10 protein-coding genes and 1 pseudogene are annotated in these 13,007 nt (G+C 61.1%); 4 read left to right on the top strand and 7 right to left on the bottom strand.

The features are described from left to right. Positions 1-4: 4 nt before the first annotated feature. A complete protein-coding gene (locus MF410_RS15875; protein WP_003584210.1) occupies positions 5-430 on the bottom strand; it encodes a response regulator in 426 nt (141 codons plus the stop codon). After that, the gene (locus tag MF410_RS15870) at positions 417-2,558 is read right to left on the bottom strand and encodes a PAS domain-containing sensor histidine kinase (protein ID WP_097623854.1); all 2,142 of its coding nucleotides are present in this window, start codon (positions 2,556-2,558) and stop codon (positions 417-419) included. Before MF410_RS15870 ends, MF410_RS15875 begins: the two co-directional genes overlap by 14 nt. 193 nt (positions 2,559-2,751) lie before the next feature. On the opposite strand from MF410_RS15870, the gene MF410_RS15865 reads away from it, so the two are divergent. From MF410_RS15865 to MF410_RS15855, 3 genes are all read left to right on the top strand, one after another. Further along, entirely contained in the window at positions 2,752-3,129 is a 378-nt protein-coding gene (locus MF410_RS15865; RefSeq protein WP_097623855.1) for a response regulator, read from the top strand. Between the two features lie 474 nt (positions 3,130-3,603). Continuing rightward, on the top strand, positions 3,604-4,308 hold the full coding sequence (locus MF410_RS15860) for a LuxR C-terminal-related transcriptional regulator (protein ID WP_097623856.1): 705 nt from the start codon (positions 3,604-3,606) through the stop codon (positions 4,306-4,308). 31 nt (positions 4,309-4,339) lie between these two features. Further along, positions 4,340-4,777, top strand: coding sequence for a response regulator (locus MF410_RS15855; RefSeq protein ID WP_097623857.1), 438 nt, complete (start codon positions 4,340-4,342; stop codon positions 4,775-4,777). A gap of 125 nt (positions 4,778-4,902) precedes the next feature. On the opposite strand, the gene MF410_RS15850 is transcribed toward MF410_RS15855, so the two are convergent. The 4 genes from MF410_RS15850 to ybaL form a co-directional block, all read right to left on the bottom strand. Beyond that, entirely contained in the window at positions 4,903-5,613 is a 711-nt protein-coding gene (locus tag MF410_RS15850; RefSeq protein WP_097623858.1) for an ATP-binding protein, read from the bottom strand. Positions 5,614-5,786: 173 nt separating this feature from the next. Further along, positions 5,787-8,336 (bottom strand): protein translocase subunit SecD, encoded by a 2,550-nt coding sequence (secD, locus tag MF410_RS15845; protein ID WP_097623859.1) that lies wholly within the window; start codon positions 8,334-8,336, stop codon positions 5,787-5,789. Between the two features lie 83 nt (positions 8,337-8,419). After that, positions 8,420-8,800 (bottom strand): hypothetical protein, encoded by a 381-nt coding sequence (locus tag MF410_RS15840; RefSeq protein ID WP_097623860.1) that lies wholly within the window; start codon positions 8,798-8,800, stop codon positions 8,420-8,422. Between the two features lie 54 nt (positions 8,801-8,854). Beyond that, a complete protein-coding gene (gene ybaL / locus MF410_RS15835; RefSeq protein ID WP_097623861.1) occupies positions 8,855-10,675 on the bottom strand; it encodes a YbaL family putative K(+) efflux transporter in 1,821 nt (606 codons plus the stop codon). A 34-nt stretch (positions 10,676-10,709) separates the two neighbouring features. Here ybaL and MF410_RS15830 point away from each other — a divergent pair, with 34 nt between their 5' ends. Continuing rightward, the gene (locus MF410_RS15830) at positions 10,710-11,009 is read left to right on the top strand and encodes a helix-turn-helix transcriptional regulator (protein WP_179867052.1); all 300 of its coding nucleotides are present in this window, start codon (positions 10,710-10,712) and stop codon (positions 11,007-11,009) included. A 152-nt stretch (positions 11,010-11,161) separates the two neighbouring features. Here the strand turns inward: MF410_RS15830 and MF410_RS15825 are convergent. After that, positions 11,162-12,584 (bottom strand): annotated as a pseudogene (locus MF410_RS15825) (glycosyltransferase family 39 protein). Between the last annotated feature and the right edge of the window lie 423 nt (positions 12,585-13,007).

Raw genomic sequence — 13,007 nt, 5'->3', positions numbered from 1 at the left:
TCTGTCAGTCCTCGAGCGGCAGAATGGCGATTTCGAACCAGTATTCCTTCAGTCGCTGGATCGCCGCGAAGAGCCCGTCGAGATCGACCGGCTTCTGGACATAGGTATTGGCGCCGAGCGCATAGCAGCCTTCGATATCCCGTTCGTCGTCGGACGTGGTGAGGATCACCACCGGGATCTTGCGCCAGCCGGCGTTCGATTTAATCGCCTCCAGCGTCTTGCGGCCGTCAAGGCCCGGCATGTTGAGATCGAGCAGGATCAGCCCCGGTTTCGGCACCATCACGGCCAGCATGTCGAGCGCTTCCTGCCCCGAGGCTGCCCAACGGATCGAGTTGCGCAGATTGGTGCGTTTGAACGCGCGCATCGTCGCTTCGAAATCGTCTTCGCTGTCCTCGACGATCAGGATCGGTTGCGTGTCACGCTGCTGCATTCTGCCCCTCGCGCTTTTTTCCCAGAGTGAAGTAGAATGTGGTGCCGGCGCCGACCTCGGATTCCAGCCAGATATCGCCATTGTGCCGCGCGATGATCTTGCGGACGAAGGTGAGGCCTGCTCCGGTGCCGTCGTCGGAATCCTGCGATTTTTCCAGCCGTTTGAAAATGCGGAAAATATCCTCATGGAATTCCTGGGGTATGCCCTTGCCGTTATCCCTGACGAAAAACACGTTGCGGGCAATCGTGCCGTCCTGGCCGACGAACCGATCGAGATAGCCGATCGACACCAGCGGCGCCGGTTTGTCGTTGTATTTGATCGCATTGGTGATGAGATTGCGGAACACTTCGGTCAGCCGCGGCGCGTCGCAGACCACATCCGGCAACTGGCCATCGATGATGACCTTGGCATGGCGTTCCTCCAGCAGCAGCTCCATGGTCGCGACGACATCCTTGACGATCAGGCCGATATCGCTGCGCTTGACCGCCAGCTGCTGCCGCCCGAGCCGGGAGAAATACAGCAGGTCGTTGACGAGTTTTTCCATGCGCTGGCTGAGGCGCACCAGCCGGTTCAGTCGGCGCACGCCGTCGTCGTCGAGTTTGTCTTCGTAGTCCTCTAGCAGGAATCGGGAGTGGTTATGCAGGCCGCGCAGCGGTTCCTTGAGATCATGCGAGGCGATATAGGCGAATTCGTCGAGGTCGTGATTGCTGCGCTCGAGTTCGGCCGTGTAGGCCTCGAGCTGGGCAAGCGTCGTTTTCATCCGCTCTTCCTGCCGGGCCCGCTCGCTGATATCGCGCACGATGCCGACGAAGATCTTCGCATCGCCGGTGGAAACGGCGCTGATGGAAACGTCGATCGGAAAGACGATGCCGTTCCTGCGTCGTCCGGAAACCATCCGCGTCGTGCCGATGATGCGCTCCTCACCGGTCTTCCGGTAATGGGCGAGATAGCCGTCGTGCTCGGAGTGGTAGGGTTCGGGCATCAGCATCTTGATATTCCGGCCGATCGTCTCCTGCGGGGTGTAACCGAACATGCTTTCAGCCGCCGGGTTGAAGCTCCTGATCGTTCCGCTCTCGTCGATGACGATGACGGCATCGGGCGTGCCGCGCACCAGCGCGCCGAAACGGACGCGCTCGGTTTCGAGGTTATGATTGTTGCGCATGAAATAAAAGACGAGGATCGCGATCAGCCAGAGCGTCGCAGCCGTAATCGTGCGGTTGGCGATCTCCTGCCAGAATGCCGCCTCGTTGTGCCTGACGGCGAAGAAGCCGAGCATCAACAGCACGGTGCAGGCAAACGCGAAGAAAAGCGGCGCATTCCTGTTGCCGAACCAGAGCGCCGTCAGCACCAGCGGCACATAGAGAATGCCGTTGGCAACGCCGAGCGGCGTGTAGAGATCGACGAGGAGGCCGGTGAAGCAGACCGCAGCCGGGATCCAGAGCGGAATCTGTGCGCGGTTTGCCGGCTGCATCCACCAGGAGCGCGCCAGCAGGCCTGAGCCGAAGATCACCATGCCGACCGCCGTATGCAGCGCCATCGCCGCATAAGGCCCCCAGCGGTAACCCTGTTCGGCATCGGTGACATAGCTGGCGAGCGCGATCATGCCCAGGGTGATAACGATGTAGCTCGTCAGCTCCTGCACCACCTGGCTTCTCCTCTCGACGTAGAGAGAGAACAGCAGCGAAAGATTGGCGATCAGGAAGACCAGGGCCGTGTTTGGGCCCATGCCGCCGCCGATCTGCGCGATGAAATCCGGCGGAATGACGAAGCGGGTGATCAGCAGGTCGATATTGTGGAACGTCCGGCCGATGGTGACGATTTCCAAGAGCCGGGCCGCAGCGATCGCCGCCGCAATCCCTGTCATGACCGTTGCGGCAATCAGAAAGCGACGGGCAGCCAGCGTCGAGGCGGCAAGCCCAAGGCCGGACAGCACGAAGCAGAGCGCGGTGTTGAAGGCCATCGACGGAAAGCCGGGAACCAGCGAAATGATCACCTGGATCTGCAATAGCCAGCCGGCAAGGGCGCTCATTCCGAGAAGGAACATCAGGCAGCCGACCGCAATCGCAAAGCCACGGTAGCGCTGCCGCTGCCGCTGGTCCTGCAGGTCCACGTTGCCACTATCCTGCACCCGTCATGTCCTCCTCGGTTCGCGCGGCCATTTTTTCCGAAATCGAGGAATACTCAATAGGCAGGGGAGAACGACGCCGCGCTTTTTCCGAAACGATTTTTCGACAAGATGGATCGAATTTTCGCGAAATCGCGATATCGTGAGGTCGAAGGACAGCAAGGTTCATCGAACAATATCCAAATCATGGTGCTGAATGCCAACCATAATTTACGTCGACGACAGCAGGGATGATCTCTTCTATCTCGACTATATCCGCAGGAAGCAGCAGATAGATGTCGATCTATTCTGTTTTTCGACCGCCGAGACGGCACTGGCGGCGCTGGAGCAGCGCGCGGCGGAAGGCTGGGCGCTGCCGGAACTGCTGGTTGCCGATCTGTACATGCCGCTCGACAGCGGCATCGCCCTGGTAACAAGGCTGCGCCGGGACGACCGTTTCAAGGCGATGCGGCTTGCCATCTGCAGCGGCTCGGATGCTGCCGAGGACCGCGCGCGCTCGCTTGAGGCCGGCGCCGACGCCTATCTGGAAAAGCCGCTTGATCTTGCCGGGATTATTCTCAATCTTGAGCTGTAGGAAGCGGCGAAGGCCCGGTAACCTGTTCCCCGTCCCATGTCCCAACCATTTGACAAAGCGCAATTGACAAGGTCGAGGCCGCACCACAAGATGCAACCGAAGCGAAGCAAATGATTGGCAAAATAAGCGCTGAGAGAACCGATCGACCCGCGTTCGCCGCCACGAACATCAGCCAACCCCTTAGCCAAATGGGTCTGTCGGCTCTCTCGCGCTTACGTCTGGCACTGCCTTCCTGCATTCTTGGATGTTGAATGCAGGAAGAAAACGATACCCAGGTAAGAACTACTGCGCTCAGTAAAATCTGCCCGTGCATCACCTGTAGCTGAGATAATTGATGATTTCCGCCTTTGAATGCCGAAAGTCCCCGTTTCGATATTCGTCATCAACTGTCTCGCAATTTTTGTAGCTCTTCGCGTTTAAGACGTATATCCCAAGATTTCGGGATCGGAGGCATCGAGGAGAGGAAGAGTGGGAATGAACAACGCCCCGGCAATTCCCTTTCATGCCGGACCGGAGCTGAGCCGGGCGATCAACCGCACCGATTTTTTCCGGCTGCTGAAGTCGGCGGCACAGCACTACAACTTCGACAATTTCGCGCTTGCCCGTATTTCCGAGGCGTCTGCCCCTTTCGGGGAACGCGATATCGTCATCACCAATGTCGCCGAACGGCGTGTCGGCCTTTTCATCACGACGTTGAAGGAAGCGCTCGGGACCGTCCGGGCAAAGTCCGCCCAGTTTCTGGCAACGCCGGTTCATGGCAGGAGCGTACGGCCGGAAGATTATCGCTCGGATCTCGTTTTCAATGAGTTCCTGAGCGGCGTCTTTCTGTTCATCCCGCTGTTCACCCCCGAAGGGCGGCGCTATTGCCTCGTCCTCAGCGGCGAGCGTCAGGAGCCGGATCAGAGCGAGATCGCCGATATGCTTCTCGACGCGATGCGCATTTTCGACAAGCTTTATGAGGAAATCCTGACACAGGAAATGTCCGGGCGGCTCACCCAGCGCGAGCAGGAAATCGTCAAATGGACGAGCGAAGGCAAGACGTCGGCTGAGATCGCCATCATTCTCGGTCTTTCCGAACATACGGTCAATTCGCACATCACCGCGGCTGCGCGCAAACTTGACGCCGTCAACCGCGTTCACATGGTGGCGATCGCCTTGCGGAACGGCTTGGTCACGTGAAGCCGGTTTCGGGATTGGGGAAATTAAGTCGATGATCACCGAAACTGTGCGAAAGAATGCCGTGAAGGTTCTCTTCGTCGACGACGAATTCATCGAATTCCGTGCGCTCAAGAAGAAGATCGCCGATCTCTCCGAGCCGGCCGTCGAGGTTGAATATTCGCCATCGATCGGTGACGCGCTGGAAAAGATCCGCTTGGCGCGTTTCGATCTCATCCTGCTCGACAACCGCCTGCTGCCGAACGCCGATTTCCGCGAAACGGTGCCGGAACTGCGCGGCATCGGCTTCACCGGCCCGATCGGCGTCGTCTCGACCGACATATCGGGCGGCTATTTCCAGGAATTCCCCGATTACGGCGTCGATTTCCGCATCGGCAAGGACGAAATCGACGCCCAGACGCTGCAGCACATCATCCGCGAATATGTGAATTATGACGTCCCGGATTTCTGGAAGGACGATTACAGCATCTGAAAAGACGCACGCTTTCAGATGCATGTCGCCTGGTAGTGTGCAGCGGTTCCGGGATAACGACATGCATCAAAACAAAGAACTAAAGCGCGTCGCATGAATCAAGTTTGACGCGGCGCGCTTTAAGCTCAGGCGACCGGAAGGCGGATGAGGAAGCGGCTGCCGCTTTGATCCGAATGTTCGAGGCTGAGATCGCCGCCAAGCGCTGCCAGAAACTCTCGCGCCGTCGTCAGTCCGAGGCCGGCGCCCGGCACCGTTCCCGCCTTCGGCAATTTCCAGAACGGCTCGAAGATCCGCTCCCGATAGGCCGGATCAATGCCCGCCCCATTGTCGGAAATCCGGATGAACCAATTCGCCACCTCCCGCTCCGCGCTGATGACCACATGAAGCGGCGCTTCGCTGCGATAGGTCAGCGCATTGATCAGCAGATGCCGCAGCACTAGGCCGAGCAGGGCGGGATCGCTCCGGAGCGAGGGCAGACCCTGGCTTTCCAGTGTCGCATCGGAAACCGCGGTTTCATCGGTCAGTTCGCCCCAGACATTTTCGGCCAGCGCCTGCAGATCGACCTCTTCGGGCGTCACCTGAGGTGCTCCACCGGCAAGGCTCATCAATGCCTTGGTCAGGCGCTGCGCGGCTTGCGCCTTTTCCATGATCATCCGGAGGCTCTGAAGCTGTTCGCCGTCGAGCGTTCCCTCGAGATCGTCGAGCAGCAGTTCGGCATACATGGCGATATGGCGCAGCGGCGATTGCAAATCGTGCGAGGCGGTTGCGAGAAAACGCTTGATGCGCTCCTCGCTGCTATCGTCCACTTCCGGTCGTCTCGTCGGGTTTGATGACATTTGGCGGTTTCCCCGATCTCTGCTGCTAGCGCCCCACATCCTATCAGACGCGCCACGGGCGCGGTAATCCTTTGAATCGCTGCAGGATTTTATCCTTGCAGTCATCGACAATAGAAAGAGGGCGCCGGCTCTGCAACCGGCGCCCTCTTCAAGGATGTGTTAACAGGCGGATTTTAGCTCGCCGACTTGCGCGGGCGGCCCTGTTCCGGCGGGATGATTTCGACGGCGCCATCGGTTGCCGCTGCCGCCTTGGCATGGCGGCGGCGCCAGTCGCCGAGGAAGAGCAGGATCGGTGCCGCGATGAAGATCGACGAGGCGCCGGCCACGAGAATGCCGAAGACCATCGGGATTGCGAAGCTCGAGACGGCGCTGCCGCCCCAGATCGCCATCGGCACCAGGGCGAGGAAGGCCGTCGCATTGGTGTAGAGGCTTCGTGCCAGGGTCTCGTTGATCGACTTGTCGATGATCTCGCGCAGCGGCATCGACTTGTAGAGCCGCATGTTTTCACGCATGCGGTCATAGACGACGACCTTGTCGTTCACCGAGTAACCGACGAGCGTCAGGATGGCGGCGATGGCCGTCAGGTTGAAGTCGAGGCCGGTGATCGCAAAGAAGCCGATCGCCTTGGTGACGTCGAGCACCAGCGTGACGATGGCGCCGACGGCAAACGGCCATTCGAACCGCACCCAGATATAGATGAGCATCGCGAGGCTGGCGATCACCACCGACAGGATGCCGGCCCAGGCAAGCTCGCCGCTGACCTTCGGCCCGATGACATCCGTGCCTTCGACGGTGGCGGTCGGATCGATCTTGGCGACTTCGGCCTTCAGCTTGGTCACCGCTGCCGTCTGCGCCTCTTCGCCGCCTTCCTGCCGCTGGGCGCGAACCAGAATGCTGCTTTTGTCGCCGAAGGACTGCAGCGTGATTTCGCCGAGGCCGAGACTATCAAGACCTTCGCGGAACTTTGCCAGATCGGCGACCCCTTGGGTCTTGACGGACATCTGGATGCCGCCGCGGAAATCGACGCCGTAGTTGAGGCCGGGGTGAATGAAGAGCACGACGGAGGCGATCGAAAGCAGCGCCGACACGGTGACGCCGAAGAAGCGTGCCTTCATGAACTCGATGTGCTTGTCATAAGGGCTGAACGGGATCAACGGCCGGATATTCAGCACCTTGAACTTCCGACGGCGGGTGATCTCGATCATCGCAACGCGAACGAAGGCGACCGAGGTGAACATCGAGATGATCAGGCCGAGCGCCATGGTCACGGCAAAGCCGCGAACCGGGCCGGAACCGAAAAAGAACAGGATGGCCGCGGCGATCAGGGCCGTCATATTGCCGTCGATGATCGTCGAATAGGCACGATTGAAGCCGGTATCGATGGCGGCGAATGCGCCCTTGCCCTTGCGGGTCTCTTCACGAATACGCTCGTTGATGAGGACGTTCGCATCGACCGCAAGGCCGATGCCGAGAACGATACCGGCAATGCCCGGCAGCGTCAGCGTCGCACCGACCAGCGTCAGGGCCGAGAAGGTCAGGATCGTGTGGATCAGCAGCGCGATATTCGCCAGCACGCCCCAGGTGCCATAGAGAACGAAAATGAAGACTGCAACGAGGATAAAGCCGACGATGCCGGAATAAATACCCATCTTGATGGCATCGGCGCCGAGGTCGGCGCCGACGGTGCGTTCCTCGATGACCGTCAGCTTGGCGGGCAGGGCGCCGGCGCGCAGCATGGCGGCAAGCGTCGTTGCGCTGTCGGCCGAGAAGTTGCCGGAGATCTGGCCGGAACCGCCGGTGATCGGCTCGCGGATGACGGGCGCGCTCAGCACCTTGTCGTCGAGGACGATAGCGAAGGGATTGCCGACATTCTGACGGGTGATATCGGCAAAACGGCTGGCGCCGGCGCTGTCGAAGCGGAAGCTGACGATCGGCTCATGCGTGTTCGGGTCGAAGCTGACGCGGGCGTCGGAAAGCCGGTCGCCGGAGAGTTCGACGCGGTCAAGCACCGGATAGGTCCGGCCTTCATCGTCCTTCAGCATGGTCACGCCGGGGCCGGGCTGGTTGTTCGGCGACAGCATATGGAACGACATCTTCGCCGTGGAGCCGAGAAGCTGGCGCAGCCGCGTCGGATCCTGTGCGCCCGGCAGCTGCACGAGCACGCGATTGGCGCCGATGCGCTGAATGGTCGGCTCGGAAACGCCGACCTGGTCGACGCGCTGGCGGATGACTTCAAGGCTCTGCTGGACGGCGTTGTCGACATTGGCGGAGATGCCGGCCTTGGAGAAGCCGATGGTAATGGTCGCTCCGTTCGCTATGACATCAAGATCCGACTGGCCGGCGCTGAGGCCGGTGCTGATCGGGTTGGCGAGCGTCTTGAGGTCGGTGACGGCAGCATCGCTCTGCGTGGCATCGGTCAGCGTCACGACGATTTGGTTCTGGCTGCGGACGACGGCCTTCGGCTGGATGCCCTTTTCGCGCAGCACGCGACGCGCATCCTGAAGCAGCGATTGCAGCCGCTCCTTGGTCAGATCCGCCTCGTCGACTTCCAGAACGAGATGCGAGCCGCCGCGAAGGTCGAGACCGAGCGACACCTGTTCATGCGGCAGCCATGCCGGCACGCGCTGAAGGACAGATTGCGGCAGGACGTTAGGCAGGGCGATCAATAGGCCGATCAGGATGATCACCGTATAGGTGAACACCAGCCATGGTGAAGTACGCATGTTGTATTCCTTAGATAATCGAGGGCCGGCGCTCGGGCGCTGGCGGCATGTCGTCAGATGTCGGAAGCGCCTCGGCGCAAACGTCAGGCAGCGACCGGCGGTCCGCGCGGTTGATGGGTCCTGGAGATCGCGGCATGACGCGGAGCATCAAATGCCGGAAAGGCGGCTGCAATGGTCCAGCCGGCGAGATCGACATCCGGGGCAGCGGCAAGCATGGGCGATCCGCCGTCATGGGCCGCCTGCTTCGGCGCAAGCCGGCGCTCGGTGGCAAGCACGCCACGCACGGCATCGCGCGCGGTCAGCTGCGGCGGCTGTGTATCCCGGCCGGAAGAGGAAAGCGTATTGACGGCGGCAGCCGGCGAAATGACCAGATTGCCGCCGACGAGCAGGCCGATATAGGCAAGGATGGCGACAAGCAGGGAAGCGGCGACACGGCTGGTCAGATGGTGCTGATCCAGCTCCACCTTCTCCGTCCCGGCGATGTCACTCCCGTATCGGCTCAAAAGCGCGCCAATCTCTCATTCTTTTGGCGGCGGAGGCTCATCCGCCGCAATAATTGTATCAGGCCCATGCCCGTCTTCATAGGGCACACTGTCATGATGCACTTGAGCGAGCCGGTCAACCATGCCAAGCGCGATTTCACGCTCGCCCATGATGACGGTGTCGGCGCCATAGTGCTTCAATTCATCGACCTCGGCATCGGAATGGGCGCGGGCGACGATGAGGATCGACGGATTGACGCTGCGCGCCTGCTCGGCAATGCGGCAGGCCTCGAAGGCGTTCGGGATGGCGATGGCGATGCTGCGGGCGCCGGAAAGATTGGCGAGGTCGAGGGTTTCCCGCATCACCGCATTGCCCATCAGGGTTTCGACCCCTTGCGCCCTCAGCTCGCCGATGCGCTTGTCGGAATCCTCGATGACGAGAAAAGGTGTGGCTGACGATTTGAGATTCTGTCCGACGATGCTGCCGACCCGCCCGTAGCCGACGAGAATGGCGTGGCCGCGGAGAGCAGTCGGGTGCACCTCGTCGTCTTCGGGCTGCACCTCTTCATGAGCGACCGCCGCATCCGCGGAGGGGGCGGATTCCACCGCGGCTTCCTCTCTTTTTGCGCCTTCTAGCATCGGCCGCATGCGGTCGCAGAGGAAGAACAGCAGCGGATTGAGGATGATCGAGATGATGGCGCCGGCCAGGATCAGATCGCGGCCTTCCTCCGGCAGCAGCCCGAGTTCGACGCCGAGGGCGGCGAGAATGAAGGAGAATTCGCCGATCTGGCCAAGGCTGGCCGAAATCGTCAGCGCCGTGCCGAGCGGCTTCTTGAAGGTGAGCACGATCAGCAGGGCGGCGACGGATTTGCCGATGACGATGATGAAGATGGTGGCGAGGATCGGCAGCGGCCTGTCGATCAGGATGTTCGGATCGAACAACATGCCGACCGAGACGAAGAAGAGCACGGCGAAGGCGTCACGCAGCGGCAGGCTTTCCTGGGCGGCGCGATGGCTGAGTTCGCTTTCGGCAAGCACCATGCCGGCAAAGAAAGCGCCGAGCGCCAGCGACACGCCGAAAAGCTTGGCCGCGCCGAAAGCGACGCCGAGCGCGATCGCCAGCACGCCGAGCCGGAAGAGCTCGCGCGACCCGGTATGGGCGATGCGGTGCATCGTCCAGGGAATGAGCTTGCGGCCGAAGACCAGCATCAGCGCCACGAACAGCGCCACTTTCACCAGCGTCATGGCGATCATGCCGCCGATGCCGAGATCGAGCCCGAACAGCCGGTTCAGTCCGGCCGAGAGCGGCTCGACCGGCGCGTGACCCTCACCGCCGATGCTGGCTGCGGCCGGGATCAGCACCAGCGCCAGCACCATGGCGAGATCCTCGACAATCAGCCAACCGACGGCGATCCTGCCGCGCTCCGTCTCGACCAGGCGCCGCTCCTGCAGCGCTTTCAACAGCACCACTGTGGAAGCGACCGAAAGCGCCAGGCCGAAGACCAGGCTGCCGCCGGTCGGCCAGCCCAAGAAGGCACCGAGCCCCCAGCCGAGCAGTGTCGCAAAGGCGATCTGGGCGATCGCGCCGGGCACGGCGATGCCGCGCACCGACAGCAAGTCCTTGAGCGAGAAATGCAGCCCGACGCCGAACATCAGCAGGATGACGCCGATTTCGGCAAGCTCCGGAGCCAGGCTCTGATCCGCCACATAACCCGGCGTATGCGGGCCTACCAGAACGCCGGCAATCAGATAGCCCACCAGCGGCGGCATGCGCAGCCGATGGGCAAACGCGCCGAAGATGAAAGCCAGCACGAGGCCGCCGACGATTGTCGAAATCAAGGGCGTATCGTGCGGCATTGCTGTCTCCCGATCTGGAAATCCCGTTTATAATGTGACATATATGGTTTATATCGACCAATATGGGCAAGTTGTAATCATGGGTCAAGGCGCAAGGGAAACAATTCTGACCCCGGCTCTCTGCAGGGCGGCGCGCGGCCTGCTCGACTGGACCCAGACCGATCTTGCCGAAAGGGCGGCCGTCTCCCGCAGCACCATCCGCGATTATGAGGGGCGCCACCACAACATCCACCGCGCGACGGAGGCGCAGCTGCGCCTCGCCTTCGAGGAAGGCGGCGTCAGATTCGTCGAGATCGAAGGGGCGGGCACCGGCCTCTGCCTGCCCACGGCATAATTTCCTAAAGCGCGTCGCGATTTTCAGATTCGCTCCTTGCGCTTTAGCTGTTCGTTTTTACGCATGTCGTTGCGGCAAAGGCGCTTCGCGCTTTGCCTGGGAAAACCGCGGCACGGGTTTGCGCGACAGGCTTTAAATCGGAATCGATTGGCTCAGGGTGCCAGGCAGGCTGCGGCGACCTTGTAGACGGAGAGCGACTTGCCCTTGTAATAGCCCTCGGTCGGCTGCCAGTTCTTCAGCACCTCGGGCGTCTCGGAGGCGCAGTCTGAAGGGCCCGATCGTCAGGTAAAGCACCTTTCCGGGGATGTCGGCCGGCAACGCGAATTCCTGTTCGTAATAGCTCTCCGGAAGGCCGGCGGGCGCCCGTGCATAGATTCTGTAGGGCGCATCGCGCAGCGTGTAGAAAAGATCGGCGACCATGTCGCGATCGTCGGTGACGATGATGTCGGTGCCGGCCTGAGCCGCGAGTGCGGCGGTCTCGCGGCTGACCTCGGCGCGGCCGAGATAGCGCTTCATCACTTCGTCGCCGTTCGGCAGCAGCAACTGCTGCGGAAAGATCGTCGCCAGCGGAAAGAGCAGGCTGGCGATGCCGTTGATGCCGAGCGACAGCCGCAGGCCCTTCGGCCACATCCGGTAAAGCAGCCAGACGGCGAGGATGGTGCCGGCGACATAGGCGGTCACGGCCCAGTTGGCATAGGCCTTGGCGACCGTTGCCTGCAGCGTGATCAGCACCACCACCGGCATCGACAGCCAGACCAGCATCTTTTCCCGGTCGTCGCTCCTGCCCCTGATCATCCGATAGACCGCCCAAAGCATCGCAAAGAAGATGATCGGCCCGACGACGCCGAACTGGGCGGAGAAGAATTCAAGCCCGCGACGGAGATTGATGCCGAGATCGCTCCAATGGGCGATATCCTGCGTATGCCGCACCGTCGTATTGTTGTGCTGCAGGTTCCACCAGAGGTTGGGCAGGGCGACGACCGCCGCGACCGCAACCGCGACGATGAAATCCCGGATGGCGATGCGCGCCGCCGGAATGAGGAGGAGGGCAAGCGCGCCGCCCGGAACAACGAACAGCACCGCATATTTCGTCAGGAAGGCGAGGCCGACGCCGAGGCCCATGACCAGCGCCAGCCCGACCGAGCGCCGCTGTGTCAGGCTGAAATAGGCAAGCAGGGTGATCGCGATGAAGAACAGCAGGATGACATCGGTCGAGAAAAACACCGAAGAAAGCGCCACACCCGGGAGGGTAATATAGGCGGCGCCCGTCCAGCCTTCGATCTCCGGGCCGACGAAACGCTTTGCAACCTTCATCAAAACAAGTGCCGCCGCCATGTGGATGAGCGGCCCGGAGAGCCTGATCCAGTAGATGGCGTCGGAGCCGGAAAGCGCGGTCATCGCCCGGATTACCCAGGCGATCATCGGCGGCTTGGAATAATAGCCGAGATCAAGATTCTGCGCCCAGAACCAGTACTGCGCCTCATCGACGAAAAGGTCCGTCCGGTCGAAAACTAGCGTGACGACGCGCCAGAGCGTGAAGCCGAGAACGATGAGAAGACCAGATCTGGGGGACATGAACCACGTGTTCCGCTGACATGAAAGGCGCCAGTGCGATACACCAAAGGTGCCGGACTGCCAACGGGCAGGGAGGGGTTTTAGAAAACCCGAAGCGCGCTGATATCGCGGTTTGCGGCGAGAGAATCGAGGCGGGCGACGGCGGCAAGCAGCGTCATTGCAATCAAGCAGGCACCCAATCCGAGAACAATCATTGCTCTGTCCTTGTCGACGTCATGTCTTGGTTATCGACCGGCCTATAACATGGAGCTTGCGTGTGCCTTGTAGCAGCCGTGCAACTCCGCCGCAGTATTTGCTGCAAGCGGCCTTGAATTGCTTCAAAAGCCGGCAATGCGAAGGGCTTATTAACCTTCAAGCAAGGAATTAACCATAAACATTGGTTTACACGTCGGAATGGGAAGATGCACTCGTTCCCACCAGGCA

The organism is Rhizobium sp. C104, from assembly GCF_022354505.1.
Classification (GTDB): Bacteria; Pseudomonadota; Alphaproteobacteria; order Rhizobiales; family Rhizobiaceae; genus Rhizobium; species Rhizobium redzepovicii.
The sequence above is the reverse complement of the archived record's forward strand: the minus strand, read 5'-3'. Positions and strand labels throughout refer to the sequence as shown.